Genomic DNA, 24,745 nt, shown 5'->3' with positions numbered 1-24,745 from the left:
CGCCGCGGTCGGCGCGATCCTCATTCCCGTGCTCGAGCTCGCGCTCGGAGACGTGCTCCCCGGCGCCACGATCGGGCTTCTCGGCTGCGCCGCGTTCTTCGTGCCCATCCTCGTGGCGGGCAAGCTGAACGAGTAGCGAGAGAAGCATCGGGTCGGGCTATCGCTCGAGGTGCAGGTCCTTCACCATGAGGAAGTTCGTAAGTTGCATGCCCGCGCGGACGGCGACATTCTCGCGCAGCACGACGTAGCCCTGGCGCTCGAAAAACGGACGCGCCGTGATGGACGCGAAGGTCCGGACCGCATGTGCGCCCCGGTCCCGCGCATCGCGCTCGAGCGCCCCCGCGAGCAGGCGCGCCACGCCTCGTCCCTGATGGTCCCTGTGCACGAAGAGCATGTCGAGAAGGTCCGCGCCCTCGAGGCTGCCAAAGCCCACGAGGGCGCTGCCGTCCCAGGCGCCGAGCGCACCCTGCCTGAGCAGGAGCTCGGCCAAGCGATGCGCTGGGACCGCCCCGCCCGGAGCCCACGCGTCCAGCTGCTCGGACGTGTAGTCGCGCGCGTTGACCGCGTGCACCGTCTCGCGGAAGAGCTCCGCCGCCGCGGCCGCGTCGCGCAAGGAGAGCGGCGCGAGCCTAAGCGCGGGACCGACGTTCTTCTCGCACATAAAGCCCCTCCTGCCGCCTATGCCAGGTAGGACTCGAGTGCGGCGACCAGGAACTCCGTCGCGCCCTCGCCCGCCCCCGTGTCGTAGTAGACGCGGAAGCGCTCGTCCGCAAGATACATCTGCGCGAGACCGCAATGCGCCTCGCGCGAGTAGTGCCCCTCTCCCCAGTGCAGGCGAATCCAGCTCTCGTGCATCTGCGCAAGCTCACGGGCAGCGTCACCCGCCGGGTCACCCGTCGCCATGGCAGCGCGCAGCTGCTCCTTGATGGCCTGCTCGAGCCGATCCTTCTCATCCCACTCGTCGCGGGAGAGCGAGGCCAGCCGCTCGTTTGCAGCGTCCACCGCATCGTCCCCGTAGCGCGCTCGTGCCTCGCGGCCGTACATGCGCTCGTTCTCCTCGATCGCGTTGCGCTTGAGCGCCTCGTATTTGCCCATGCCCTCATTCCTTTCTTCTGGGGCCAGCGCAGCCTCCTTGTGGCGAACGCCGTCCCCTGATGCCTCGCCCATGCTCTCGCTGCGCTTCCTGGAGACATTGTGAGACCTGGCGCGACGAAGGGTCTTGGCATGGGGCGCAGAAATTAATCCGCCTTTGGATTTGTGAAGGCGACGTTTGCCCAGTTGAGATTTGATCGACCGCCTCCGTGGGCGGGTTATTATTCCGCGCCCGCTTAGTGAGAGTCATTTCGCTCCTGTGTGCGCGCTCACTATGACGCGCGACCAAGCCGGAATCGCCGCGGCAGCCCAGTCGCTGGGCATGTCGCAGCTTCGGGGCTCACCGGCAGCGCGTTCGAAAGAATCGACCTCCAGACGCTTTGCGCAGAGGACGCATGCGGTGCACCCCGTATCCCGCAACTTACAAGTCATTTGATCGCAAGCATTATGACAGCATCAGCCGCATCTCTTGGCAATCACGTTGATGCCAACCTCAAGCGCGCCTTCGACGCACCCGCGGAGGAGCTCGGGCTCACGCCCGCCTCGGCGCTCACCGTCTTCACGAAGCGCCTTGCCAAGGAGAGCTGCTTCCCCTTTGCCGTTCGCAAGCGCACCCCTACCGAGGCGGAGTACGTCGCCGAGATGCTAGGCCCGCGCGTCACGCGTCCTTGCGCGCCACCGCCACGCAGGCGGTGACGCCCACGCGGCGCCAGCTCACCCGGCTGAACCACGTGCCCAGGACGTCGCGCAGCTCCGTCTCGGAGTAGATGCGGACGTCGCCCTCGCGCGAGCGCGGCATCCACGCGTTCATGAGCGCGCGGGCCGGCGCGGGCTGCCAGACGTCACCCATCACGAGAGCGCCTCCCGCCGCGAGCACCCGCCACGCCTGGAACGCGGCCCTCTCCGGGTCCGGGTAGTGGTGGAACGAGTCGTTGCAGACCACCATGTCAAACGCGGCGTCGTGGAAGGGTAGGCGCTCCGCGTCGCCGAGAAGGACCTCGGCTCGTCCCGCCAGCCGCGCGCGGGCCACCTCGACCATGCGCTGCGAGAGGTCCACCCCCGTGAGGGAGCAGCCCGGGATCGCGTCGAGCAGGCGCGCTGCCAGGGCGCCCGTTCCGCAGCCGAGGTCGAGCACGCGCGGGGCCGGCATGCCCGCCACGGCGCACGTCACCTCGCCAACAACGTGCTGGTAGAGACGTCGGGCATGGTCGCCTTCCATGCCCTCGTCGTAGGTCGCGGCCTGCGCGTCGAACGCGGCGCGCGAGCGGCCGCGCAGAAGCTCGGCGTTCTTCTCGTCCATTTCCGTCTCCTCTTGTTGAGCAATGTTCAATACAGCGTCTCGAAAAGAGCCCCGGACCAGGCCGGGGCGGTTTTCCTATCTTGGGCCGGTGCTGGCGGCGCCCGTCGCGCGAAACTCGGCGAGAAGCGCCCGCAGGTAGCGATGCGCTGCGGCGAGCGCGGCCTCGTCCGGCATGCCCGGGCCGCTCGCGAGCCCCACGCACCCATAGGTCATGATGGCCGCGAGCTGATCCGCGTCCGCGGCAGACGCCCCCCGCTCCGCCGCGTCGAGCTCGAGCGCGGCGCGCAGGTGCGGCCGCACCGCCTCGCACATGGCAAGCGAGAGCCGGTCGTGCAGCGCGCCGGCACCCTCAGCGTGGAAGAAGGCAGCGTAGGGGAAGCCGCCGTGCGCGGCGCCCGCCTCGAGCGCACGCCCGAGCTTCTCGTCGAGCGAGGGTCCCCGCTCGTCAAGGGCCTCGCACACGCGCTCCGCGCAGCGGCGCGCGTAGTCCTCGATCGCGGCGGAGAAGAGCGCCTGCTTGGAGTCGAAGTAGTGGTACGCGAGGCCGGGCGCCACTCCCGCAGCCCGCGCCACCGCGCGCACGGACACGTTGTCGTAGCCCTGCTCGGCGAAGAGTCGCATCGCACAGGCTAAGAGCTCGCGTCTGCGCTCCTCGGGCTCCTTCACGGTTCTTGTCATGCGCGCCACCCCCTCGTTTCGGAGGCTAGCACTCTATTGAACATTGGTCAATAGATGTCTCGACGGAGTCCTGCCGTCACGTTGCCTTGCCTTCTCGTAAACCTATCGTATACTAGGTTTTGACGACCACGGGAGGCTGCATGGGACGTCCGTCCGGGCCAACGCGCGACACCAAGCGCCTCATCTGCGAGCGCGCCCTCGAGGTGTTTGCCGAGAAGGGCTATGCCGCGGCAACGATGCGCGACGTCTCGGCCGCGGTGGGCCTGCGCGAGGCCTCGCTCTACAGCCACTTCCCCGGCAAGCAGGCCATCTTCGACGCGGCGGTGGCCCACCAGCTCGACCGCCTGACGCAGGCACTGCGCTCCCGCCGCGCCCTCGCCCACCCCACCGACGACGCGAGCGCCTACCTCGCGGACGGGCCCGCGCTCGCCGAGGTGGTTCTCGCCAGCTACGAGCCCCTCTTCGCGGACGCCGGCATCACGTGCCTGCGCCACGTGCTCGAGGGGGCGCGCCACACGGACCCCCGCTGCGACGAGCTCTACCGCACCGTTTTCATGGAGCGGCCGCTCGAGCTGCAGCGCGCGATCTTCTCGCGCCTCGTCGACGCAGGCCTCTTCTCCCCCTGCGACGTCGACCTCGCGGCCCGCCAGTTCCACGGTCCCGTGTTCCTCGCGCTCTGCGAGGGCATGCCCTGGCCGCGGGCGCGCGGGCTCGTGGGGCGGCACCTCAAGGCGTTTCTCGCCCAGCACCGAGCGAAGGAGTGAGCATGAGCACCGCCGTCGTCTACTGCTCGCAGACCGGGTTCACCGAGAGGTACGCGCGCTGGCTCGCGGAGTCCCTCGGGACCAGGGCCGTCCCGTTCGACGAGCGCGCCTCGTCCTCCGTGGACAGCGCGGGGACGCTCGTCTTTCTCAGCTGGTTCCACGCGGGAGGGCTCAAGGGCGCGCGCTGGCTGCGCGACCTCATGGACGGGCGCCCCGAGCGCCGCTACGTGGTCGTGGGCGTGGGGGCCTACCCCATGCCGAGCGACGAGTGGCCAAAGAGCGAGACTGACGCCGCCTTCGACCAGGCGTTCCCGCAGGACCGCTACCCCGACCTCGCGCGCTTCTACTGCCAGGGCGGCTTTGACTTCGACCGCCTGTGCGCGCTCGACAGGCTGGCCATGCGGGCGTTCTTCCGCATGCAGGCCAAGGCGGCCAGGACCGACCCGCGCGTCACCTTCGCGCTCGACGCCATGCGCGAGGGCTTTGACGGCACGCGGCGCGAGTACCTGCAGCCGGTGCTCGAGCACCTGCAGGGCTGAGCCGCTACCCCTCCGCTCCCCCGCGCGCACGCAGCTCGCTCGGGAGGCCGTCCGTGTCAAAGGGGCGCGGGGCCGGCACGTCCTTCTCGCCCCTAAAGCGAACCTCCATACGCTCCGGCGAGAAGAACCTCCTCACGCGGCCCGCGATCGCGGCGCGCGCCGTGTCCGAGAGCGGGCGGAACTCCGTGACCGTCACGCGCCTCCCCTCCCTCCTCCAGCGGGCGCGGGCGCGACCGCGGTAGAGGACCGCCGCGAAGACGATGCCCGCCCGGTTGGTGACGCGCGGCAGGTCGGGTGCGTCGATGAGGCGCGAGCGGTCGCGGTACCCGAGCACGAGCTGGTCGAAGGGGGCGAGCAGCACGCATCCGGGCACGCGCGCCTCCGTCGGGGAGGGCAGCTCCCCGAGGTAGGAGAGCGTGGCGCCCCGGCAGGTGAGCTCGCGCAGCGGAAGCGCCGAGCGACGAACGAGCGACGCCACCTCCGAGGCGCGGTAGCCCAGGAAGGCCGCGCAGTCCTGCATGGTTGCGGGGCCGTAGCGCTCGAAGTAGCGGCGCACGAGCTCGGCGCGCGCCTCGTCGCGCGGGAGCCACTCGGGAGCCTCCGGAACGGCGGCGAAGCGCTTGGCCGTTCCCGCCTCGTAGACGAGCATCCCGCGGTCGCACATCTCTTTGAGCAGTCCGCCCCAGCCGTTGAACACGCGCTCCAGCAGCCAATCAGACATGCCCGCCGCGCGGCACGCCTCCTTGAGCTCCTCGCGTCCGCGCGGGCCGGACGAGACCTCGGCGCGGATGAGGTCCGCCCAGCGCTCGGCCTCCCCGGCCGGGATCCCCCAGCCGTCCCAGAGGTCGGCGAGCGGGCCGCGGTTGTCGCGCGCGGAGAGGTGCAGCCACAGCTCGCGAGCGGGCACCACATGGATGGTGCCGCGGTGCGACCAGATCTTGACCAGCCCGCGGTCCCAGCCCTGCGGCGAGAAGTCGCTGGCTCGGGCGCGCAGGGCGTCGCGCGGGCCGGTCGAGAACTGCGCCTGGAGGCCCAGCAGGTCGGATGCCACCTGCACGCACGACGCGTCGCGGCGCAGGAGGTGCTGGCGGTCGAGCGTGACGGCGAGAAGCTCGCCGCGGGTGAGGTCGGGTCGCGCGGGCGTGGTCATGGGGCCTCCTCTCTCGTCATGCTCCCATGGTAGCGCGACGGCCGGACGCGACGGCGCGGTCCCGCGCGCGAATCAGCCCACCCAGTGCCGCGGGTGGCGCTCCCAGTAGCCACGGTACTCGGGCGCGCCCGGCACGAGGTCCACCTGATGCATCCTGAACGTGACCTCGTAGTTCTTGGGCTGCCAGAGCTCCCGGTACGAGTAGCGATACGTGAGCCCGCACGCGCGCATGACGGCCCCGCTCGCGGGGTTGAGCTCGTCGTGCGTCGCGGTGAGGAAGGCGAGGCCCGCCGCCCGGGCGCACCCGATCACGGCATACGCCGCCTCGCGCGCGAACCCACGCCCCCAGCAGTCGCGGCGCAGGGCGTATCCCAGGTCGTGCGCGTCGTCCTCCGCGAGCGTGACGTAACCGATCACCTCGTCGGGCTCTTCTCGGCGGCAGACCACGCGGCTCAGCGGGTCGGCCAGGCGACGGTCGGCAAACTCACGCGCCTCGCCCTCGTCTCGCAGCGAGAACAGGGGCAGGAAGCGCGTCACCCGCTCGTCGGAGAGCATGGCAAGAAGCGCCGGCGCGTCGTCCTCCGGGCGCACGCGGCGGAGCACCAGCCTCTTGGTCTCCATCCGTCCCTCTTCCACGATGCCCCCCCTCTCTCTCGACGGCTGTCCTCCCGTCCTAGGGTATGCCATGGTCGGGCGCGGGCGCGGCCTCCCCGCATCGGCCAAGGGACGGCTGCCCGGCCCAGGCGAGCCGCGAGCGCTCACCTCCCGCGGGCCGCTGGGGCGAGCCTCATGTAGAGCAGCGGGTAGGGGCGGCCGCCATCGTCCGTGGACGTGCGGCGATACGCCGAGAAGCCCAGGTGCTCGTAGAACCCCACCGCCTGCGGGTTCTGCTCGTTCACCGAGACCTCGCGCGCCCCGAGAAGCTCCGTCGCCCGCTCCATGAGCAGCCGCCCCACGCCGCTCCCACGCTCCGCGGGGTCCACGAAGAGCATCTCCACGAAGTCCCCGTCCATGCCCAGAAACCCGATCGGCGCGTCCGCCCGGCGCGCGACGAGAAGAAGCGGCACGTGACCGATTGCGTCGGGCACCATGGGCCGCATCCGTCCCACCTCGCCGGGCAGAAGGAAGTCGTGCGTCGCGCGGACCGAGCGCTCCCAGACGTCGGCGAGCGCGCGCAGCAGGGCCGCGGGGCGCTCGGGGGCCTCGGCGACGACCAGGCCCTCGCGCTCCAAGGCGAGAAGGGCCCGCTTGCGCCAGAGGCCGCCCGCGTAGCCGGTGAGCGCGCCGTGAGCGCCGAGCACGCGATGGCAGCCCACGATCACAGAGACCGGGTTGCGTCCCACCGCCGAGCCCACCGCCCGCGGCGAGGTGGCGCGGCCCAGAAGCCGGCCCACGCGAGCCGCCAGCTCCCCGTAGGTGACGGTCTGGCCGCTCCCCACGAGGCGCAGCTCGTCCCAGACGGCGCGCTGGAACGATGTGCCCACGAGCGCGAGCGGCGGCACGGCATCGGGGCGGCCGCCCGTGAAGTAGGCGTCCAGCCATGAGCGCGCCTCATCGAAGACGGCCAGGCCGTCGCGGGCGCGAGCGTCTGGCGCCAAGCCCGCGGCGAAGCGGCGCTGCCCCTCGAACCAGAGCCCGGTGAGCGCGGAGCCGTCGCTCGCAAGCAGCATCTCCCCCAGCGGGGAGCGATAGACTGACGTGCACCTCACGGCTGCTCGCCGAGCCCCGCCCGCCGGCGCAGCTCGCCCATCAGGTTGTCGTTGCCGATCACCGAGACCGCGGCGTCGCCGTCCCGCGGCGCCTCGATGAAGACGCCGTCGAGCGCCGCCGTGCACTTGTTGCCGGTGAACTGCTCAGACGAGCCCGTGTAGGGGCGCACGCCCGTCACGTGCTCGTACGGGATGATCGTGCGCGCCCAGCCAAAGACGATCTCAAGTCTGTCGGCATAGAGCTCCACACGGTTGCGAACCACCGCCGGCCACAGCACGACGGCGCCAGCGACGAGCAGCGCCGCCGGCACGCCGGCCGGCATCCCGGGCTGCAGCGCCAGAATCGCCGCCACCGCGGCCACGAGACCAGAAAGCGCGCCGTACCACGGCGCCACCTTCCCGCGAAAGACAAGCTCGGGATTGCCCTTGTAGATGCGCACGTCAGCTCACCTCGCACGGGACGCCCGACCCAGCGCATCGCATGTCGGCCATGTCCCACCGTCCTTCTCGCCGTCCGCCTTCACGAGAAGCATAGCGCGACTGATGCGGCAAGCTCGCGCATTGTCTTGATTCTTTGGACCAGGGCGAGTCCGGTCAAGCGGCTTCGAGAAGAGCCCGCCGACCGTCTTGGCCTAGCGGCGCAGAGCGAGGCCCCCGGCGAGGCGCCCGCAGCTACGCGCGCCCGTCGCCCGGCCGGCGCGGCCTCCACCCCTTGAGCGCCATGAGGCCGAGGAACGCGGCGAGAACGACCACGGACAGCACGAGCAGCGCCACCGGGAAGAGCCAGAAGCCCATGCGCTCCGCGAGAAGGCCAAAGAGCGGCGGCAGCGTGAGGGAGCCCACGTAGGAGGCCGCCATCTGCACGCCGATCGCCGCCTGCGAGAGATCGCGCCCAAAGAGGCGGGGCGTGAGGTGGAGCATGTTGGGGTAGAGCGGGCTGTTGCCAAAGCCCACGAGGAAGAGGCCCGCCGGCGCGGCGGCCAGCGGCAGCGGGGCGAGAAGCACGAGCACGGCCACGAAGGTGACCGCCTGCCCCAGCCCCACGAGCTGCTTGCTGGTAAGCCGGTTGGCCAGCACGCCGGAGAGGAAGCGCCCCGCCGTCACGCCCACGTAGTAGACCGTCACCATGCCGGCGGCGGCGCCGGCCGCCATGCCGCGCGCGCTCACGAGATAGCTCGCGCACCAGGTGTTGCAGACGCCCTCGATGGCGACGGACGCCATGAAGACGAGGCAGGCCAGGCGAATGTCGCGGCGTCGGACGAGCGCGAGCGGGCTCGCGGAGCGGGGCGCGGGGTCGTCGCCCTTCTCGCCCGCCGGCTCCTCATGGCCGACGCGGGACCAGAGCGGCAGGATCGCGATCGTGGCCGCCATGATCGCAGCCTGGACGGCCGCCGCCTCGAGGTAGCCGTCGCGCCACGTGCCGCCCGAGAGCGCGAGCGACATGAGAAACGGGCTCACCGTAATGCCCACGCCGTAGGCGCAGTGGAGGAAGTTCATGTGCGTGGCCCTGTAGTGCAGGGCCACGTAGTTGTTGAGCGCCGTGTCGATGGCGCCCGCGCCGAGGCCGAGGGGAATCGCCAGCAGGCAGAGCCACGGAAAGCCCGGCGCCACGGCAAAGCCGGCGAGCGCCGCCGCGGTGAGCGCCGTGGAGGCGGCCGTGACGCGCCCGGTGCCAAAGCGGCCGATGAGCGCCGCGGAGGAGAGGCTGGAGACGACGGTCCCGCAGCAGGTGACCATCGTGACCGCGCTGCCCCACGAGACCGGGACGCCGAGGTCGGGGTGCATGGCGGGCCACGCTGCCCCAAAGAGCGAGTCCGGGATGCCCAGACCCACAAAGGCCACGTAGATGACAACGAGAAGAACGGTGGACACGGACGCTCCTCCCCTTTTGGCGCTCTCGGAATGGAAACGTTTCCACACCATGATAGCGGCGCTCGGGGAGCGAGGCAAGCGACGCGCGGACGGTCCTTCTCGCCAGGGCCCGGGCCGCGGGCGCCCTACAGCCCCGCCCGATACCAGGAGACGGCAATCTGCGTGCGGTCGCGCATGCCCAGCTTGGCGAGGATGCGGGAGACGGCGCGCTTGGCGCTGGCGGGCTGGATAACCAGGCGCTCGGCGATCTCGGCGTTGGAGAGGCCGTCGGCTATGAGCGAGCAGATCCTCCGTTCGTGGCCGGTGAGCCGGCGGAAGGCCCGGCGCAGGCGCTCGCGCTCGGAGCCGGGGACGACCCTGGGGACGTCGCGCTCGAGGACCGCGCGGGTGACGCGCAGCGTGAGGACGGCGTCCCCCTCGGCGATGGCGTGCACCGCGTCGATGAGCTCGCGGGCGCGGACATCCTTGAGGAGAAACCCCGAGGCGCCCGCCTCCAGGCCACCGAAGGCGTAGTCGTCCTCGTCGTAGGTGGTGAGGATGAGCACGCGCGCCTCCGGGTGGCGCGCGCAGATGAGCGCGCAGGCGTCGATGCCGTCCATGACGGGCATCCGCACGTCCATGAGCACGACGTCGGGGAGCGTCCGGCCCGCCGCGGCGGCGCGGTCGACGGCGTCGACCGCCTGGCGCCCGTTCTCCGCCTGGCCCCAGAGGTGCAGCGTCGGGTCTCGCCGCAGCATGAGCGAGAAGCCCAGGCGGGTCTCTGCCTGGTCGTCGACGAGCATGACCTCCACGATCTTCGTCACGCGTCCCCCTCTCGCGCCATCCTCGGCAGCGCGGCCCGCACGCACCAGCCGCCGCCCTCGCCGGGCCCTGCCGAGAAGGACCCGCCGGCCGCCTCCACCTCGGCGCGCAGGCGCGCGAGGCCGGTCCCGTCCGAGGCCGCGGGCGCGCCGTCCTTCTCGCCCGGCCGCCCGTTGTCGCGCGCGGTCACGACGCAGCCCCCGTCCGCGCCGTGGTCCCAGGAGACCGTGAGGCGCGTGGCCCCGCGCGCGTGGCGCAGCGCGTTGGTCACGGCCTCGCGGCTCACGCGAAGCGCGAGGTCCGCCTGGGCGGGGTCGTCGTGCGGGCGGGCCCCGGTCTCGGTGAGCGCGGCGGCCAGGCCCGTCGCGCGGGCGTCCGCCAGCGCCGGGGCGAGGTCGTCCCAGCCGTGGCGCTCGGGGCCCTCCACCGGGACGGCCCCCAGGCGCCCGATCGAGCGCACGGCGCGGCGCGTGTCCGCGAGCCCGGCGCGGGCCAGGTCGTTGATGCGCGCGATTGCGTCGTCTATGACCGCGTCGCCCGTGGCGCCTGCGAGTCCCTCGGAAAGCGCGATGATGGCCGTGAGGTCGTGCCCCACCGAGTCGTGCAGCTCGGCCGCGATGCGGCTGCGCGCCTCGGCCTCGTCGCGCTCGCGCGCCGCCCGCTCGCGCGCGAGGCGCTCCCCCTCGAGCTCGCGCGCCGCCTGACGGCGGGTCCACAGCGTGCGGGACACGAGCGCGGCGGCGACCACGGCCAGGGTCCACTCGAGGTGCACGAGGGCGAGGGCCCCCTCCCCCGCAAGGTGGACGGGCGCCCAGAACGCGGCGATGACGGCGATGACGGCCGCCACCGCCCGCGGCCAGTCCGCCCGCGCGACCACCCCGTAGAGCAGGACCAGAAGCGGGACGCTCGTGTAGTTCCCCTCGTCGACGTGCGCGCACGCCGCCGCGCAGGCGCAGGCGGCGAGCAGCGCGCCGAGGGGGTAACGCCCCCGGAGGAAGACGCACGCGAGAACGGCAGCGACGCACCACAGGAGCAGCCACACGGAGGCGGGGTCATAGTCCCCGGACAGGAAGGAGATATAACGGGTAAGGAAGACCGCCTCAAAGACCACGCAGACCACCGGCGCGACGAGGCGCGCCTGGGGACGCTCGCCCCAGGCGACGACGCGCTCCCGTATGCGGCCCCGCTCCGTCATGCCCCGTGCCCCCCGACCGAACGCCACGTCACCCACATACTACTTCGTCGCCACGACGTCGCGGCGCGAGAGCCATCGGCACGCCCACGCAAGGGCGAGCGCCGAGTACACGGCCGAGAGGACCACAATCTGGGCAACGCCAATGGCGGACAGGTCGACCATCGTGTTCGAGTTCATGCCGGTCTGAATCAGGGAGTAGGGCCAGACGTTGCCCCAGCCCACCATGGTGGCGACGAGGCCCGACACGCCCCCGGCGAGGGCCACGCCCACCGGCGCGGCGAAGTTGCGCACGACCATGGAGACGGCGAGCTGGACCGCCACGATGACGAGCGAGCCCAAGATCCCGAGCGTGACGTACTCCGCGATCCGCGCCACCGGCATCTCCCCGGGCACTCCGAGCGCGACGCCCCCGACCACGTAGAACACGACAATCGACGCAAAGGCGAGCAGCGACATCAGCGCGCCCACGCAGAACTTGGCGAGCACGAGGTCCAGGACGGGGACCGGCTGCACCATGAACTCGTTCCAGTTGGAGCCCAGGTGCTCCTGGCGCCACAGGAACGAGCACCCCGCGCCCATGAGCGCCGGCAGGAAGAAGTAGCACACGAAGAGCGTCTGCTGGGTCCAGAGGTTCGCCCAGCCGGGGGTGATGACCCCGAGGTTCATCTGGTAGTTGGCGCAGCCGATGAGCGCCGAGGCGCCGGGGAGCGCCACGAAGGCCACCCAGATCGGCGCGCGGCGGAGCTTGATCAGCTCCGCGCGGATGCAGGAGACGAGCATGCTAGAGCTCCCTTCTCATGAAGGCCCGCAGCGACAGCGCGAACGCGGCGACGGTGATGAGGACGATGACGGCGAAGTAGCCCACGGGCCAGGCGACGCTGCCAAAGCTCGCGACCCCGGCGGCGGCGTCGTAGGACATGCTCACGGTTGACATGAGGCCGAAGTAGGAGCTCGGCACGAGGATCGAGAAGGCCGGCGGCCGGTACATCGAGAAGAGCCCCAGAAACGACAGCGCCACGCCCACGACGAGCGGCGCGAACTGGTTGGCGATGAAGAGGCAGAGGCACTCAACGACCGTCGTCACGAAGAGGCACACGGAAAGCGTCGAGACCCAGAGCACGAAGCGCTCCCCCACCGGAATCTCCCGGAAGCCCACGGCGGCGCCGATGGCGGAGGCGGCCGCGACCTCGGCCGTCACCACGGCGGCCATCACGAGGGCGCAGGTGAGCCACTTCGCGCAGAAGAGGTCCTCCGCGCGCTCCATCGTGAGGAGCTCCTTCCACATGTTCGCGCGGTTCTCCACGTCGCAGACGGTCGAGGCCACCACGGCGGACAGAAGCGGGAGGAAGATCGCGTTGACGACGGGCAGGCTGTAGAGCAGCGCGCGGTAGTCGGTCGTGTGCCCGACCTGGCGCGACGACTGGTAGCCAAACCACAGCAGGAGCACGCCGAGCATGGCGGCGCAGATGAGCCAGAGGTGCTTGCGCCGGCTCTTCCCGAACTCGAGCAGGACCTGGCGGGCCATGCCCGGCCGCGGCGCGGCGGCGAGCGCCGCGTTCTTCTCGCCCGTCATAGCGTCTCCTCCATCCCGGTGAGCCTGAGGAAGATGTCCTCGAGCGAGTCCTCGTGCTCCTCCATGCGCACAAGGCCGATGCCGCGGTTGGCGAGGCCCAGGCTGATCCGTGCCGCCGCGGCGTCGTCCAGCGCGCGCACGCGCAGATAGGAGGCATCGTCCGGGTCCACCTGCGCGCCGGGCAGCAGCTCTGCCGCCCGGGCGTTGTCCGTCGTGCGCAGGGCTATCCAGCGCCGCCCGCGCGCGTGGAGCTCGGCGAGCGGGCCCTGCCACACCATCTGACCCCTGCGGATGATCCCCACGTGGTCGGCCATCTGGTCGACCTCGGAGAGCAGGTGGCTGGACACGACGACCGTCATGTCGAACATACGCGGAAGCTCGCGCACGAGGGCGCGGATCTCGTGGATGCCCGAGGGGTCGAGGCCGTTGGTGGGCTCGTCGAGCAGGAGCAGCGGCGGCCTGCCCATGAGCGCGGCGGCGATGCCGAGGCGCTGCTTCATGCCGAGCGAGAAGTTCCCCACGCGCTTGCGCCTGAGCGACGGCGCGTCAAGCCGGACGATCTTCAGCACCTCGTCGATCTCAGAGGAGGGCAGGCCCCGCAGCTGGCGCACGATCTCCAGGTTCTCCCGCGCCGTGAGGTGCGGGTAGCAGCTCGGGCTCTCGATGAGCGAGCCCACGCGCCGCAGGACCTCGAGCCGGTTTTCCGGGGTCATGGGCGTGCCCAGGACCGTGGCCGAGCCCTCCGTGGGGTGCACGAGCCCCAGGAGCATCTTCATCGTGGTGGACTTGCCGGCGCCGTTGGGCCCCAGAAAGCCGTAGACCGCGCGCTCGGGCACGGCGAGGCTCACGCGGTCGACCACGCAGGCGTCCCCGTAGCGCTTGGTGAGGCCCGCCGTGGTGACGGCCATCCCTCCCGAGGCGGCCGGCGCGGCATGTGCACCCTGCATCGCAGCGTCCATCTCTCCCCTTTCGTCATGGCTGTGCGGTACGCAGACAGTCTCCCCGGACCTCCCCGGCGCGCTCGGGGTCCCCGCCGGCACTGACACCCTGGGGTGACAAGGCTTGCGAAACCGTAAGGAACTTCGATGGCGGCGGACACCCCCGGCGGGGAACAATGAGGCTCAGGAAAGACGGGCGAGAAGAACGGACGGCATGAATCTCATCAGACGCTTTCTCTCCGACTATACGGAGAACTTCCTCGCGGCGGTGTCGCTCTGGCCGCTGGCCTCGGCCGCGCTCACGCTGCCGATCCTGGCATGGGTCTACCACCGAGACGGGCGCCTGCGCTTTGGCACGGTCGTCTCCACCTACCTTGCGGTCCTCTATGTGCTGGGCCTGGGGTGCTTCACGCTCTGGCCGCTGCCGGAGGGCAGCTCCGGCCCCGGCATCACCTACGGCATCCCCTGGCAGCTCGACCCGCTGGCCTTCGTGGGGGACTTCCTGCGCGAGGGCGTGAGCACGCTGCCGCAGATCGCCTTCAACGTGGCGCTCTTCGTGCCGCTCGGCTTCATCGCGGGGCGCCTGCTGCGCTGGGGGTTCTGGCGGTCCGTCGCCGCGGGCCTGCTCGCATCGCTTGCCATCGAGGCCGCGCAGGGCACGGGGCTCTTCGGCCTCTACCCGTACGCCTACCGCACGGCGGACGTGGACGACCTCATCTACAACACGTGTGGCGCGGCGCTGGGGTGGGCCTGCGCGGCCGCGCTCGCACGCGTGCTGCCGCCCGGGGCGCTGGCCGAGGAGGGCGAGGTCACGCGCGCGCCGGGCCTCGTCCGGCGCTGCGTGGCGTTCTGGCTGGACATGACGCTCGTCTCGACTGTGGCGGTGAGCGGCGGCGCGGCGCTGGCGCTCGTGCTGAGCGACGTCGCCGGCGGCGAGCGCCTGGCCGACGGCCCCTGGGTCCTTCTGCTCGCGGGCGCGGCGTTCGTGTGGGTCGAGGGCGTGCGGCCGTGGCGGCACGGCGGCTCCACGCCGGGCGGGGCGTTCGTGCGCATGAGCTGCGAGAGCCGCGAGCGCACGGGCGCGCGGCGCGCGGCGTTCTACGTGCTGCGCGTCGCCGTGCTGGGCGCGAGCTGCCTGTTCTTCTCGCTCGCATGGCCCGTGCTGGGGCTCTTCTACCTGGTGGCCAGGCAGATGCCGTACGACCTCGTCTAGGGCGGTGCCCGATGCCGTCCCGGCTGTCGGCTCACATCAAGTCTGGCTGCACCGTTTTGGCCGTTTGGGGCTCCCTGGAGGGGTCCAAACGGCCAAAACGGTGCAGCCAGATTTGAGGTCGCATGGGGAGAGCGAGAAGGACGCGCGGGGCGTCGTCCTTCTCGCCGGGCGTCAGCCTTGGGCGGCGAGCGCCGCGAGGGCGTCGCCGGCCACGCGGTAGACCGTCCAGTCGCTCATGGGCTCGGCGCCCATCGCGAGGTAGAAGTCGATGCTCGGGCGGTTCCAGTCCAGGCACCACCACTCGAGCCGGCCGCACCCGCGCTCGAGGGCAATCCGCGCGAGCCGCCGGAGCAGCGCCCTGCCGTAGCCGCGCCCGCGACACTCGGGCCGCACGTAGAGGTCCTCCAGGTAGAGGCCCGCCCGGCCAAGGAAGGTCGAGAAGTTGTGGAAGAAGAGGGCAAAGCCCACCTCGCGCCCGTCCTCCAGCGCAAAGATCACCTCGGCGGCGCGGCGGTCGAAGAGCTGCTCCTCGAGCGTGGCCTCGTCGGCCACGACCTCGGCGAGCATGCCCTCGTAGTCCGCGAGCTCGCGGATGAACGCGAGGATGAGCGGCACGTCGGCGCGCTCGGCGGACCTGAACTGTGGGCTATCCCCCATGTTACGACTCCCCTCTCACGCAAGACGCCGCTCAAGCACGCCGCCGAGCACGGTGAGCGCCACCACGAGCACGTAGTAGATGATCGCAGCCACGATGAGCGGCTCGAAGGAGCGGAAGGTCATGGCCTGTGCCGTGGTGGCCGCCTTGAGCGTGTCCGCGACGCCGATCGTGGAGACGAGGGCCGACCCCTTGAGCATCGTGATCGCCTCGTTGACGAGGGCGGGCGCCGCCGAGCGCAGGGCCTCGGGCACCATGACGTGGCGCATCGCCTGCGAAAATGTCATGCCCAGCGAGCGCGCGGCGTCGTACTGCCCCCGGTCAACGCCCTGGATGCACCCGCGCAGGACCTCGGAGACGTTCGCCGCGCCCGCCAGGCCGAACGTGGCCACCCCCGCCTGGAGCGGCGTGATGGCCCAGCCCGTGAGCTGCGGCGTGGCAAAGTAGACGAGGAAGAGCAGCACCATGAGCGGGATGCCGCGCGCAAGCGAGGTGTAGAGCCGGAGCACCCAGGCGAGCGGTCGGCAGCGCACGAGCTTGAGCGGCGCGAGCACGGCGCCGAGCGCGAGCGCCACCGCGAGCGAGAGACCCGTGAACTGGAGGGTCACCACCAGGCCGTCGCGAAACATCCCCGCGTAGGGGGCGATCAGGTCAAAGCGCACGTTCTTCTCGCCAGCCGCGCTAGGCGCCGTAGGAGAAGTCGGGGCCCACCCAGGTGTGTATGAGCTCCTCGAGGGTGCCGTCGGCCTTCATGTCGTCGAGCGCGCCGTCGAAGGCGGGGATGAAGGGCGCGCCCTTCCAGCCCATGATGCGGTAGACGCCCACGTAGTCGCTCGTCTCGTCGTCGGGCAGGAGCGTGCAGGCCAGGCCCGGGTTGGCCTTTGCCATGGAGTCGCCCTCGGCGCCGTCGCACACGTAGGCGTCCACGCGGCCGGCCACGACCTCCTGCATAGCCTGGTCGGCGGTGTCGTAGGTGGAGATCTGGGCGGCGGGGCACAGCTCGGTGAGCATCTGGTTCTGGACCGTGCCCGTCATACAGGAGAGGCGGCACCCGTCGAGCGCGTCCGCGTCCCTGAGCTCGGCGCCCTCCTTCGTGAGCACGCCCACGCGCGGCTGGTAGTAGCCCTGCGTGAAGTCGAAGGTCTCCTCGCGCTCCGGGTTGGAGGCAAGCGCCATGGAGAAGTCCGCCTGCTTGTTCTGGATGGCGGGCAGCGTGCCGGTGAAGGACATGGGCCTGAACTCGTAGGTGAAGCCGAGACGGGAGGCCAGCTCGTCGGCCACCGCGATGTCGAGGCCTACCGTCTTCTTGCTGCCGTCGTCTGCGGTCTCGACGTAGCGATAGGGCTTGAAGTTGTCGTCCCCGATGAAGGTGAGGCGGGAGCCCTCAACGCCGTCGACGCCATCGGAGGGCACGTCTGCGGCCGACGTCCCCGAGGAGCAGCCGACGAGCGCGAGCGCGCCCGACGCCATCAGGAGGCCCAGGAACGACCTCCTGCCCAGACCATGCGCCACCCGAGCCGATGTTGCTGACGTCATGCGAGTGCCCCTTCTCCCATTGATTACCCACATCGGCAACCCTAGCGTGCCTCGCGCCGCTGTCAAGGGACGAAACGCGACGGTCACGCGATGTTTCGCGAGAAGAACGTGGCGTCGGCGGCCCGGTACGGACGCAGGCGAGCGGGGCCCACGACCGTGTGCGCGTGGGCCGGCACGTCGCGCCACTTGACGGTGTGGCCGGCACCGTGGCTGCAGAAGACGGAGTCCGGCGTGTTGGGGAGGTCGGCCTCTGGGTCGTAGGCCGCGGCGGCGATGACCTCGTCGGCGTTGTGGCAGGCGCGATACCCGGAGAGCTCCAGCGAGAGGCGGCCGCGACCGCCCGTGTAGCGCGCGACCTCGAGCGCGTACTCCCCCACCTCGGAGGCCGGGACCTCACCCGTGATGCGCGCCACGTCGCCCGTCGCCGCCGGCGCCGCAAAGTCGGCCGCCATGCGCGTGAGATCGGTGAGCGCACGGCCCACGCGGTCTGACGGCACGGTCAGGCGAAAGCGGTACCACGGCTCCAGGAGCCGGCACTCACCGCGCTCGCGCGCGCCCATGAGCGCCTGGCGGACCGCGCGGTAGGTGGCCTGGCGGAAGTCACCGCCCTCGGTGTGCTTGGCGTGCGCGCGGCCCGCAAGCAGCGTGACGCGCACGTCCGTGAGCGGCGCGCCCGTGAGCACGCCAAGGTGGTCGCGCTCCTGCGCGTTGGTGAGGATGAGGCGCTGCCAGTTGAGGTCCAGCTCGTCCGTCGAGCAGCGCGTGCCAAACTCCACGCCGGCGCCAGGGGCCGTCGGCTCCACGAGCACGCGGACCTCGGCGTAGTGGCGCAGCGGCTCAAAGTGGCCGACGCCCTCGGCGGGCGCGGTCACGGTCTCCTTGTAGAGGATGCCGCCGGGGCCGAAGGTCACGTTGAGGCCGTGGCGCCCGCGCAGGAGCGCCGCGACCACGTCCTGCTGGACCTCGCCCATGAGCTGGACGTGCGCCTCCTGGAGCTGCTCCTGCCAGCTCACACCGAGCATCGGGTCCTCGTCCGCGAGCTCGCGAAGCGCCCGCACGAGGGCCGTGACGTCTGCCCCGGGCTCGGGAATCACCTGGTAGGAGAGGACCGGCGCGAGCACGGGGCAGGCGCCCTCCGGCTCCGCGCCGAGGGCGCTGCCGGGGATGACATGCGAAAGCCCGGTGACGGCGCAGATGCGGCCCGCCGGCACCTCGGGCACGGTCTCGAAGCTCGCACCCTGATAGAGCCGCACCTCGTTGATCTTCTCGGCCCAGGGCTCGCCGCGGCGCCCCACGCCCGAGAGCGGCATCTTCGCGCGCAGCGTGCCGCCCGTGACCTTGAGCCAGGCAAGCCGCTCGCCGCGCGCCCCGCGAGAGACGCGAAAGACGCGCGCCGCGAACTCCTTGGGCCAGGAGCGCTCGGCGAGAAGTGCGACCATGCCGTCGAGCAGCTCGCGAACGCCCCCGCCCCGCAGCGCCGCGCCAAAGAACACCGGAAAGAGGGCACGCCCCGCCACCAGGCGCCGCAGCGTTTCCGCCGAGAGCGCGCCCGTCTCCAGGCACTCCTCGAGCGCGGCGTCGTCCGTCGCGGCGGCGTCCTCCACCGCAGCGGCGTCGCCGGCAAGCAGCGCCGCCGCGTCCACGCAGCCCGGCGAGAGCCGCGTGACAAGCTCGGCGAGAAGTTCTTCTCGCCCCGGGTTCTCCAGGTCGCACTTGTTCACAAAGACGAAGGTGGGCACCTCGTGCCGCGCGAGCAGGTCCCAGAGCGTCTCGGTGTGGCCCTGGACGCCGTCGTTGGCGCCCACCACCAGGATCGCGCAGTCGAGCGCGGCGATCGTGCGCTCGGCCTCCGCGGAGAAGTCCACGTGGCCGGGCGCGTCCACGAGCATGAGGTGGGCGCCGTCCCAGTCGAGCGCGGCGGTGGCCGAGAAGATCGTGATTCCGCGCTCGCGCTCCATGGCGTCGGTGTCCAGATGGGAGGTGCCGCCGTCAACGCGTCCGGCCGTGCGGATGGCGCCCGCCTCGGCGAGCAGCGCCTCCGCGAGCGTGGTCTTGCCCGCATCGACGTGCGCCAGAAGCCCCACGACCGCCTGTCTCACGCAGTCTCACCGTCCTTCTAGCCACCTGTGAGTCACTCCAGCATGATACTTGACCCGCGCCGCACGCCGGGGCATACTGGCCACGTCGGACGAGCGGGGAATGGGCCCCGCAGCGCGGGTGGCGCCGCCATCGGACCGACGGAGAGCAGGAGAGCCGTGCGCATTCGCTAGACATCCTCGATCAGAAACCCCGATGTGCAAAGGTGCCTGCCGTGCAAAGGTGCCTGTCACTTTTGCACGGAGAAGAGATGTCTATGCAACTGATGCTCTCCGGCGTGCGCTACGCCTATCCCGCGGCCCGCGAGGCCGTCCTCGACAACGTCACCATCACCTTCCCCACCGGCTGGACCGCCCTTCTGGGCGACAACGGCTGCGGCAAGACCACGCTGGCCAAAATCGCCTGCGGACTGCTGACGCCGGACGCGGGCTCCGTCACGCGCGGCCTCGTCTGCGCCTACGTGGCCCAGGACGCCGACGAGCCGCCCGAGGCGCTCACCGACTTTGCCCTGGACTACGGCCGCGAGGCCCGGGAGCTCCGCGAGGCCTTCCGCATCGAGGACGACATGCCCTGGCGCTTTGACGAGCTCTCCTTTGGCGAGCGCAAGAAGCTGCAGGTGGCCGTGGCCCTCTGGGGCCGTCCTGACGTGCTCGTGGCCGACGAGCCCACCAACCACCTGGACGCAGGCGCCCGCGCCGAGCTGGGCGCGGCACTCGCGCGCTTCCGGGGCATCGGCATCCTCGTAAGCCACGACCGCGACCTCGTGGACGCGCTCGCCAGCCGTTGCGCGTCCTTCGAGCCCGGCGGCATCGTCGTGCGGCCGGGCGGCTACAGCGCGGCGCACGACCAGGCGGAGCTCGAGCGCGCGACGGTCGCGGCGGAGCGCACGGCCGCAAAGAAGGAGCTCGCGCGCCTGGCGGCCGAGAAGGACGCGCGGGCCCACGAGGCGGCCCGGGCCGACGCGCGGCGCAGCAAGCGCGGCCTAGACCCGCGCGACCGCGACGCACGCGCCAAGGTCGACCTCGCGATCTTCACCGGCAAGGACGGGCAGGCAGGACGGCTCTCCTCGCAGATGGACGCGCGGGTGGCCGCCGCGCAGGAGCGCCTTGCCGCGGCCCGCGTGACCAAGCGCTACGACGGCGACCTCTGGATGGACGCCGAGCCCGCGCGCCGCCGCACGGTGCTGCACGTGCCGGCCGCGACCATCCCCTGCGGCCCGAAGGGCACGCTCGAGATTCCCGAGCTCTGGGTGGGGAGCACAGACCACGTGGGCATTGTCGGGCCCAACGGCGCCGGCAAGTCCACGCTGCTCGCGCACCTGCGGGTTCTTCTCGCCCAGGCGGCAGGCGCGGGACAGGGCATGGAGGTGCTGGACATCCCGCAGGAGCTTCCGGCAGAGGCCCGCGACACCGTGGTCGCCCGCGTGGCGGCCCTCGCGCCCGCCGAGCGCGGGCGTGTGCTCTCCACGGTGGCGCAGCTCAACTCAGACCCAGACCGCATCCTCGAGGGCGGCCGCACGAGCCCCGGGGAGCTCCGCAAGCTCATGCTGGCCGAGGGCATCCTGCGCCACCCCCAGCTCATCGTCATGGACGAGCCCACCAACCATCTGGACCTGCACTCGACCGAGGCGCTCGAGCGCGCGCTCGCCGCCTATCCCGGCGCGCTCGTGCTGGTGAGCCACGACCGGAGGTTCCTCTCGGCCTGCACCACCCGCACCTGGGAGATCCGCGACGGCCACCTGCGTGAGTGATTTGGGGACGGGTTTTCCCGCCCAGAGTTTTGGGACAGGCCGGCCTGTCCCAAAACTCTGGGCGGGAAAACCCGTCCCCAAACTACCAAACTACAGAACGCCCTTCCAGAGGAGGAAGCTGTAGAGCGCGATGAGCGCCACGCCGCCGAGAAGGGCGACCAGCAGCGCAATGACCATCGTGGCATCGGGCAGCGACGGCGAGAAGATCGCCAGCACGACCATCGCCGCGCCCATGACCACGAAGACCGGGCCCGCGAAGCGGTGCGTGCGCCGCCAGTTCTCCGGGTCCGCGAGCGTCCAGGGGATGCGCACGCCAAAGGTGTAGTTGGGCTCGATTCGCGGCATCGCGATGCCCAGGCCCACAAGAAGCAGGCCCATGAAGCCGAACGAGAGCAGGCTGACCGTGAGGCAGCCCCCCGGGACAAGGCCGAGCGCCGTGGCCGGCGTGAGCCAGCCCATCGCCACCATGAACGCGGTAAATGCCGCAGAGAACCCCTGGTAGATTCCCTTGAAGCGGTTGAAGCTCGCGCCTCGCGGATCGAGGGACGGCACCGCGAAGAGGAGGGCCAAGACCAGAAGCGGCATGACCGCGCCCGTGAAGACCGTGGAGCCCTTGTCGCTCCAGCCGTCAGCAACGCCGTCCGCGCCCCAATGCGTGGGCACCGTGTCCGGCATCGCGGGGAGCGCCCAGAGGACGTAGGCCGCCGCACTTGCCACGCACAGCGCGGCGAGCGCCGCCCACAGGACCTTGTCGCGCGTCTCGTACTCCAGGCCAGACATGTCAGCCCCCTCGGACGAACCCTTCTGTTGCGCGAAGGTATACCCCCTTTGGGTCGGGCATCAATCTTTCCGTCTGCCATCGCGACGGTGCCGCTCGCCGAAGCTCAGCCAGCCACGGCGCGAGAAGAACGCGATCTCCACGGCCGCTATCGTCACGCACGCCACGATCACCGCCGCATAGCCCCACGGGGCGTCGAAGAGCGCCATGTGCGGGAAGTTCATGCCGTACCAGCCGGTGATGAGCGTGAGCGGCATGACGATGGTGGTCACCACGGTGAGCCACTGCATGACGCCGTTCTGCCGCAGGTCGATGGACTCCTGGTAGAGCCCGTGCACCTGAAGGCTGTAGTCCTGCAGCGACTCCAGGCGCGCGGCAAGCCGCCCGAGCAGGCGCGCAAGCGAGCGCAGGCGCGCCTGGTCCGCGGGCGCCACGAAGCCGGTGTCATCCTCGGCAAGCTCGCCCGCGAGGTCGGACATGCCCTGGTAGAACGTGTCGAGCCCGAGCATGCGCCTCGAGTCCGCCATCATCGTGCGCCGGTCCGGGCGCTCGCTCCCCTCGAGAACCTGCTCCTCGAGGCGCTCGAAGTCCTCCCGCATGCGGGAGAGCCGGGCCGGGTGGTCGCGCAGGAGCTCGCGGAGCAGCGCGCAGAGCGCGCCCGCGGGCCCCTCGACGCGCGCCCGGTCCTCCACGGCGCGGCCGAGCGCCGTGGCGCAGGTGTCCCCGTCATCGATGAGCACCAGCTCGGAGGCGGTGAGGATGAAGCCGAAGCGCCGCCGGCCGCTCGAGGAGACCACGAGGCCCGCGGCGCCCGTGGACGTGCGCTCCAGGAAGGGCATCGCGGCATGCTCCAGCTGCCCGAGCACCTCGCGCTGCGTGTGCGAGAGCCCGCGGGCGCGCGCCTCGTCGAGGCGCCGAAGGACCACGATTGCGCGCCCATCCTTCTCGCCCGTCGCCAGATGCCCGTTTGCCATGTGCCAGGCTCGCGCCATGCCGCGCCTCCGTCCTCAGCCGACGTAGGGGTTCGCTATGGGTTCTACCCGTTGTCGTGTGCGACAATAGCCCCGTTGGACCACCGACCCAAGGAGGCAGCATGGGCTACGTTATGGAGCGCGATCGCGTGCAGTACCTGGACGACAGCTGGAACGTTCTCGCCGAGGTGACCTTCCCCCAGGTGGAGCCCGGCATCGTGGAGATCGACCACACCTTTGTGGATGAGTCCCTGCGCGGGCAGGGGGTCGCGGGCGAGCTTCTGGGTCGCGCCGTGGCGAGCATCGCCGCGAGCGGCTACTACGCGCGCCCCACGTGCTCCTACGCCGTGAGCTGGTTTGAGAAGCACCCGGAGCACGCCGGCCTCCTCGCGTAGCGCCGACGCCGACCCGCCCGATCACGGCCCCCGCCGCGCCCCCAGACGCGCGGCGGGGACCTTTCATGAGGGGCGGGCCTCATGAGGACGCCGTTTGACCCCCGGATATGGGGCCGGCCCACGGTATGCCCTGCGCAAAAGCCGCCTTGGTGCGAAAGAATTCCCGGCCGGCGCGCAAAAGTCCCCTTGGTGCGAAGCGTTTTTCTGGCCCGTTCTCCTATCGAGCAATCTTATAGGCTAAGTCATATATCCAGAACGTCTATCACTCCTTGCACAGCGGTCCAAACGGCTTCGCACCAAGGCGGCCTTTGCGCAAGAAGGGGGAGCGGCTTCGCACCAAGGCGGCTTTTGCGCAGGGACGCCGAGGCGCCGGGCCGCCCGAAGGCCGGACAGCATCCCCTAGCAGCCGAAGAGCTCCGCCGCCGCGGCCATGCGCTCGGCAACCCGCACGCCAAAGGGGCAGCGCCCCTCGCAGGCGCGGCACGCGATGCAGCCCGCCGCCGTCGCGCCGAGCGCGCGGTAGTGCTCGCGCAGGGAGTCCGGCAGCTCGTCATAGCTCGTGGCCAGATCGTAGAACTTGTTGACGGCGGCGATGTCGATGCCCTTGGGACACGGAGCGCAGTGGCCGCAGTAGGTGCAGCTCCCCAGGTAGGCGTGACGCGGCGCCCCGGCGAGCACGCGCGCGTAGTCCCTCTCGGCATCCGTCGCCGTCTCGTACGCCACGGCCTCGGCGACGTGCGCCGGCTCGCCGAAGCCCACCATCACGCTCGCCACGGCCGGGCGCGTGAGCGCGTAGTGCAGGCACTGGACCGGCGTGAGCGCCACGCCGAAGGGCGACTGCGCGGCGTCGAAGAGGCGACCGCCCATGTAGCCCTTCATGACGGTGATGCCGGTGCCCGTCTCCTCCGCGAGGGCGTAGAGCTCGGCGCGCTCCGGGCGCATACCGTCCGTGGCCGCGGCGTCACCGCGCTCGTCGAAGTAGGCGTCGAGGTCGTCCGTGGCGGGCATCATGTCAAAGGCCGGGTTCACGGAGAAGAGGATCACCTCGATCTCCGGGCTCCGTACCGCACGAAGCGCGACCTCGGGGTTGTGCGTGGAGAGGCCGACGTGTCGGATCGCGCCGGCGGCGCGCAGCTCGCGCACGTAGTCCATGAAGGGGCTGCCGGCGGAGTCCATGAGCCGGTCAAACTCGGCGGGCTTGTCCACATAGTGAATCATGCCGAGGTCCACGTAGTCCGTGTGGAAGCGCGCGAGCAGGTCCTCGAAGGCCGGGCGCACCTGCGCGAGGTCACGCGTGCGCACATACTGGCCGCCCTGCCAGGTTGAGCCCAGATGGCCCTGGATGACCCAGCGCCCGCGGGTGCCCCGCGCCGCCAGGGCGTCGCCGAGGTTGGAGCGGCGCGTGGGGTCCGGCATCCAGCAGTCCAGGATGTTCACGCCTGCCGCCTCCGCGGCATCCACCACGGCGCGCACCTCCTCCGGCGTGCCGTCCATCCACTCCCCGCCAAAGCCGATCTCGCTCACGATGAGGCCGGTGCGGCCAAGCTCCCTGTAGCGCATGCGTCTCCCCTCTCGCGCGTCATACATGTCCCTATCGTAGCGCGCTGGCAAGAGGAGCTGCGAGCCCGCCGTCCGCCACGTTGCTTACCTTCTGCTTGCAAAGCTTACTTGTCTTTTTGTGCAAAGCGTACTATGCTAAAAATGCAAAGCTCGCTTATCATCACCATCGGCCCCGGCGC

The 24,745-nt window shown here is 71.0% G+C and carries 27 protein-coding genes; 6 read left to right on the top strand and 21 right to left on the bottom strand.

Annotated elements, in window-relative coordinates; translation table 11 throughout:
• Positions 1-157: 157 nt before the first annotated feature.
• Together H6A23_RS01565 and H6A23_RS01560 are read right to left on the bottom strand one after the other, a co-directional pair.
• Complete coding sequence (locus H6A23_RS01565; protein ID WP_204830436.1) at positions 158-661, bottom strand: GNAT family N-acetyltransferase; 504 nt, start codon at positions 659-661, stop codon at positions 158-160.
• Positions 662-678: 17 nt separating this feature from the next.
• Positions 679-1,095 (bottom strand): TipAS antibiotic-recognition domain-containing protein, encoded by a 417-nt coding sequence (locus tag H6A23_RS01560; RefSeq protein WP_286165714.1) that lies wholly within the window; start codon positions 1,093-1,095, stop codon positions 679-681.
• 444 nt (positions 1,096-1,539) lie between these two features.
• On the opposite strand from H6A23_RS01560, the gene H6A23_RS11775 reads away from it, so the two are divergent.
• Entirely contained in the window at positions 1,540-1,788 is a 249-nt protein-coding gene (locus H6A23_RS11775; RefSeq protein ID WP_204830434.1) for a type II toxin-antitoxin system RelB/DinJ family antitoxin, read from the top strand.
• Here H6A23_RS11775 and H6A23_RS01550 read toward each other — a convergent pair.
• Positions 1,751-2,392: a class I SAM-dependent methyltransferase gene (locus tag H6A23_RS01550; protein WP_204830433.1), complete on the bottom strand. Its 642-nt coding sequence runs from the start codon at positions 2,390-2,392 to the stop codon at positions 1,751-1,753. The two genes, H6A23_RS11775 and H6A23_RS01550, sit on opposite strands and share 38 nt — an antisense overlap.
• 75 nt (positions 2,393-2,467) lie before the next feature.
• The gene (locus tag H6A23_RS01545) at positions 2,468-3,070 is read right to left on the bottom strand and encodes a TetR/AcrR family transcriptional regulator (protein ID WP_204830432.1); all 603 of its coding nucleotides are present in this window, start codon (positions 3,068-3,070) and stop codon (positions 2,468-2,470) included.
• A gap of 140 nt (positions 3,071-3,210) precedes the next feature.
• Here H6A23_RS01545 and H6A23_RS01540 point away from each other — a divergent pair, with 140 nt between their 5' ends.
• Positions 3,211-3,834 (top strand): TetR/AcrR family transcriptional regulator, encoded by a 624-nt coding sequence (locus tag H6A23_RS01540; RefSeq protein WP_204830431.1) that lies wholly within the window; start codon positions 3,211-3,213, stop codon positions 3,832-3,834.
• A gap of 2 nt (positions 3,835-3,836) precedes the next feature.
• Complete coding sequence (locus H6A23_RS01535) at positions 3,837-4,373, top strand: hypothetical protein (protein ID WP_204830430.1); 537 nt, start codon at positions 3,837-3,839, stop codon at positions 4,371-4,373.
• 4 nt (positions 4,374-4,377) lie between these two features.
• Here H6A23_RS01535 and H6A23_RS01530 read toward each other — a convergent pair whose 3' ends face one another.
• The 10 genes from H6A23_RS01530 to H6A23_RS01485 all read right to left on the bottom strand — a co-directional run bounded on the left by H6A23_RS01530 (position 4,378) and on the right by H6A23_RS01485 (position 13,632).
• Positions 4,378-5,523 carry a DNA glycosylase AlkZ-like family protein gene (locus H6A23_RS01530; RefSeq protein ID WP_204830429.1) on the bottom strand — a complete coding sequence of 382 codons (1,146 nt, stop codon included), beginning with the start codon at positions 5,521-5,523 and terminating at the stop codon, positions 4,378-4,380.
• A gap of 72 nt (positions 5,524-5,595) precedes the next feature.
• On the bottom strand, positions 5,596-6,159 hold the full coding sequence (locus H6A23_RS01525) for a GNAT family N-acetyltransferase (RefSeq protein ID WP_204830428.1): 564 nt from the start codon (positions 6,157-6,159) through the stop codon (positions 5,596-5,598).
• 122 nt (positions 6,160-6,281) lie between these two features.
• On the bottom strand, positions 6,282-7,232 hold the full coding sequence (locus H6A23_RS01520) for a GNAT family N-acetyltransferase (RefSeq protein ID WP_204830427.1): 951 nt from the start codon (positions 7,230-7,232) through the stop codon (positions 6,282-6,284).
• Positions 7,229-7,672 (bottom strand): hypothetical protein, encoded by a 444-nt coding sequence (locus H6A23_RS01515; protein ID WP_204830426.1) that lies wholly within the window; start codon positions 7,670-7,672, stop codon positions 7,229-7,231. The genes H6A23_RS01520 and H6A23_RS01515 overlap by 4 nt, the downstream gene beginning before the upstream one ends.
• A gap of 232 nt (positions 7,673-7,904) precedes the next feature.
• Positions 7,905-9,104 carry an MFS transporter gene (locus H6A23_RS01510; protein ID WP_204830425.1) on the bottom strand — a complete coding sequence of 400 codons (1,200 nt, stop codon included), beginning with the start codon at positions 9,102-9,104 and terminating at the stop codon, positions 7,905-7,907.
• A 125-nt stretch (positions 9,105-9,229) separates the two neighbouring features.
• Complete coding sequence (locus tag H6A23_RS01505; protein WP_204830424.1) at positions 9,230-9,907, bottom strand: response regulator; 678 nt, start codon at positions 9,905-9,907, stop codon at positions 9,230-9,232.
• Complete coding sequence (locus H6A23_RS01500) at positions 9,904-11,100, bottom strand: sensor histidine kinase (RefSeq protein WP_204830423.1); 1,197 nt, start codon at positions 11,098-11,100, stop codon at positions 9,904-9,906. The genes H6A23_RS01505 and H6A23_RS01500 overlap by 4 nt, the downstream gene beginning before the upstream one ends.
• A 39-nt stretch (positions 11,101-11,139) precedes the next feature.
• Positions 11,140-11,880, bottom strand: a complete 741-nt coding sequence (locus H6A23_RS01495; protein WP_204830422.1) for an ABC transporter permease — start codon at positions 11,878-11,880, stop codon at positions 11,140-11,142.
• Between the two features lies 1 nt (position 11,881).
• Positions 11,882-12,673: an ABC transporter permease gene (locus H6A23_RS01490; RefSeq protein WP_204830421.1), complete on the bottom strand. Its 792-nt coding sequence runs from the start codon at positions 12,671-12,673 to the stop codon at positions 11,882-11,884.
• On the bottom strand, positions 12,670-13,632 hold the full coding sequence (locus H6A23_RS01485) for an ABC transporter ATP-binding protein (RefSeq protein WP_204830420.1): 963 nt from the start codon (positions 13,630-13,632) through the stop codon (positions 12,670-12,672). The genes H6A23_RS01490 and H6A23_RS01485 overlap by 4 nt, the downstream gene beginning before the upstream one ends.
• Positions 13,633-13,825: 193 nt before the next feature.
• Here H6A23_RS01485 and H6A23_RS01480 point away from each other — a divergent pair, with 193 nt between their 5' ends.
• Positions 13,826-14,824, top strand: coding sequence for a VanZ family protein (locus tag H6A23_RS01480; protein ID WP_204830419.1), 999 nt, complete (start codon positions 13,826-13,828; stop codon positions 14,822-14,824).
• A gap of 171 nt (positions 14,825-14,995) precedes the next feature.
• Here the strand turns inward: H6A23_RS01480 and H6A23_RS01475 are convergent, their stop codons facing one another.
• The 4 genes from H6A23_RS01475 to H6A23_RS01460 all read right to left on the bottom strand — a co-directional run bounded on the left by H6A23_RS01475 (position 14,996) and on the right by H6A23_RS01460 (position 19,114).
• A complete protein-coding gene (locus H6A23_RS01475; RefSeq protein ID WP_204830418.1) occupies positions 14,996-15,481 on the bottom strand; it encodes a GNAT family N-acetyltransferase in 486 nt (161 codons plus the stop codon).
• A 15-nt stretch (positions 15,482-15,496) separates the two neighbouring features.
• Positions 15,497-16,141 (bottom strand): amino acid ABC transporter permease, encoded by a 645-nt coding sequence (locus H6A23_RS01470; protein WP_204830417.1) that lies wholly within the window; start codon positions 16,139-16,141, stop codon positions 15,497-15,499.
• Positions 16,142-16,160: 19 nt separating this feature from the next.
• The gene (locus H6A23_RS01465) at positions 16,161-17,015 is read right to left on the bottom strand and encodes a substrate-binding periplasmic protein (RefSeq protein WP_204830416.1); all 855 of its coding nucleotides are present in this window, start codon (positions 17,013-17,015) and stop codon (positions 16,161-16,163) included.
• Positions 17,016-17,098: 83 nt separating this feature from the next.
• Positions 17,099-19,114 carry a GTP-binding protein gene (locus tag H6A23_RS01460; protein ID WP_204830415.1) on the bottom strand — a complete coding sequence of 672 codons (2,016 nt, stop codon included), beginning with the start codon at positions 19,112-19,114 and terminating at the stop codon, positions 17,099-17,101.
• Between the two features lie 248 nt (positions 19,115-19,362).
• Between H6A23_RS01460 and H6A23_RS01455 the strand changes: the two genes are divergently transcribed.
• Positions 19,363-20,862, top strand: a complete 1,500-nt coding sequence (locus H6A23_RS01455; RefSeq protein WP_353652986.1) for an ATP-binding cassette domain-containing protein — start codon at positions 19,363-19,365, stop codon at positions 20,860-20,862.
• Positions 20,863-20,952: 90 nt separating this feature from the next.
• On the opposite strand, the gene H6A23_RS01450 is transcribed toward H6A23_RS01455, so the two are convergent.
• Together H6A23_RS01450 and H6A23_RS01445 are read right to left on the bottom strand one after the other, a co-directional pair.
• Positions 20,953-21,642, bottom strand: a complete 690-nt coding sequence (locus H6A23_RS01450; protein WP_204830414.1) for an SdpI family protein — start codon at positions 21,640-21,642, stop codon at positions 20,953-20,955.
• 60 nt (positions 21,643-21,702) lie between these two features.
• Positions 21,703-22,632, bottom strand: coding sequence for a CorA family divalent cation transporter (locus tag H6A23_RS01445; protein WP_204830413.1), 930 nt, complete (start codon positions 22,630-22,632; stop codon positions 21,703-21,705).
• A gap of 101 nt (positions 22,633-22,733) precedes the next feature.
• Here H6A23_RS01445 and H6A23_RS01440 point away from each other — a divergent pair, with 101 nt between their 5' ends.
• The gene (locus tag H6A23_RS01440) at positions 22,734-23,006 is read left to right on the top strand and encodes a GNAT family N-acetyltransferase (RefSeq protein WP_204830412.1); all 273 of its coding nucleotides are present in this window, start codon (positions 22,734-22,736) and stop codon (positions 23,004-23,006) included.
• A gap of 399 nt (positions 23,007-23,405) precedes the next feature.
• Here the strand turns inward: H6A23_RS01440 and H6A23_RS01435 are convergent, their stop codons facing one another.
• Complete coding sequence (locus H6A23_RS01435; RefSeq protein WP_204830411.1) at positions 23,406-24,566, bottom strand: aldo/keto reductase; 1,161 nt, start codon at positions 24,564-24,566, stop codon at positions 23,406-23,408.
• Between the last annotated feature and the right edge of the window lie 179 nt (positions 24,567-24,745).

The sequence above is a fragment of the Olsenella uli genome (genome assembly GCF_016900775.1).
GTDB classification, from domain to species: domain Bacteria; phylum Actinomycetota; class Coriobacteriia; order Coriobacteriales; family Atopobiaceae; genus Thermophilibacter; species Thermophilibacter uli_A.
This window is presented reverse-complemented; position numbering and strand designations above follow the sequence as displayed.

Bases quoted from the DNA above. Each gene is read 5' to 3' on its own strand.
- H6A23_RS01565 (WP_204830436.1), bottom strand. From the start codon at position 661: ATGTGCGAGAAGAACGTCGGTCCCGCGCTTAGGCTCGCGCCGCTCTCC.
- H6A23_RS01560 (WP_286165714.1), bottom strand. From the start codon at position 1,095: ATGGGCAAATACGAGGCGCTCAAGCGCAACGCGATCGAGGAGAACGAG.
- H6A23_RS11775 (WP_204830434.1), top strand. From the start codon at position 1,540: ATGACAGCATCAGCCGCATCTCTTGGCAATCACGTTGATGCCAACCTC.
- H6A23_RS01550 (WP_204830433.1), bottom strand. From the start codon at position 2,392: ATGGACGAGAAGAACGCCGAGCTTCTGCGCGGCCGCTCGCGCGCCGCG.
- H6A23_RS01545 (WP_204830432.1), bottom strand. From the start codon at position 3,070: ATGACAAGAACCGTGAAGGAGCCCGAGGAGCGCAGACGCGAGCTCTTA.
- H6A23_RS01540 (WP_204830431.1), top strand. From the start codon at position 3,211: ATGGGACGTCCGTCCGGGCCAACGCGCGACACCAAGCGCCTCATCTGC.
- H6A23_RS01535 (WP_204830430.1), top strand. From the start codon at position 3,837: ATGAGCACCGCCGTCGTCTACTGCTCGCAGACCGGGTTCACCGAGAGG.
- H6A23_RS01530 (WP_204830429.1), bottom strand. From the start codon at position 5,523: ATGACCACGCCCGCGCGACCCGACCTCACCCGCGGCGAGCTTCTCGCC.
- H6A23_RS01500 (WP_204830423.1), bottom strand. From the start codon at position 11,100: ATGACGGAGCGGGGCCGCATACGGGAGCGCGTCGTCGCCTGGGGCGAG.
- H6A23_RS01495 (WP_204830422.1), bottom strand. From the start codon at position 11,880: ATGCTCGTCTCCTGCATCCGCGCGGAGCTGATCAAGCTCCGCCGCGCG.
- H6A23_RS01490 (WP_204830421.1), bottom strand. From the start codon at position 12,673: ATGACGGGCGAGAAGAACGCGGCGCTCGCCGCCGCGCCGCGGCCGGGC.
- H6A23_RS01485 (WP_204830420.1), bottom strand. From the start codon at position 13,632: ATGGACGCTGCGATGCAGGGTGCACATGCCGCGCCGGCCGCCTCGGGA.
- H6A23_RS01480 (WP_204830419.1), top strand. From the start codon at position 13,826: ATGAATCTCATCAGACGCTTTCTCTCCGACTATACGGAGAACTTCCTC.
- H6A23_RS01475 (WP_204830418.1), bottom strand. From the start codon at position 15,481: ATGGGGGATAGCCCACAGTTCAGGTCCGCCGAGCGCGCCGACGTGCCG.
- H6A23_RS01465 (WP_204830416.1), bottom strand. From the start codon at position 17,015: ATGACGTCAGCAACATCGGCTCGGGTGGCGCATGGTCTGGGCAGGAGG.
- H6A23_RS01455 (WP_353652986.1), top strand. From the start codon at position 19,363: ATGTCTATGCAACTGATGCTCTCCGGCGTGCGCTACGCCTATCCCGCG.
- H6A23_RS01450 (WP_204830414.1), bottom strand. From the start codon at position 21,642: ATGTCTGGCCTGGAGTACGAGACGCGCGACAAGGTCCTGTGGGCGGCG.
- H6A23_RS01445 (WP_204830413.1), bottom strand. From the start codon at position 22,632: ATGGCGCGAGCCTGGCACATGGCAAACGGGCATCTGGCGACGGGCGAG.
- H6A23_RS01440 (WP_204830412.1), top strand. From the start codon at position 22,734: ATGGGCTACGTTATGGAGCGCGATCGCGTGCAGTACCTGGACGACAGC.
- H6A23_RS01435 (WP_204830411.1), bottom strand. From the start codon at position 24,566: ATGCGCTACAGGGAGCTTGGCCGCACCGGCCTCATCGTGAGCGAGATC.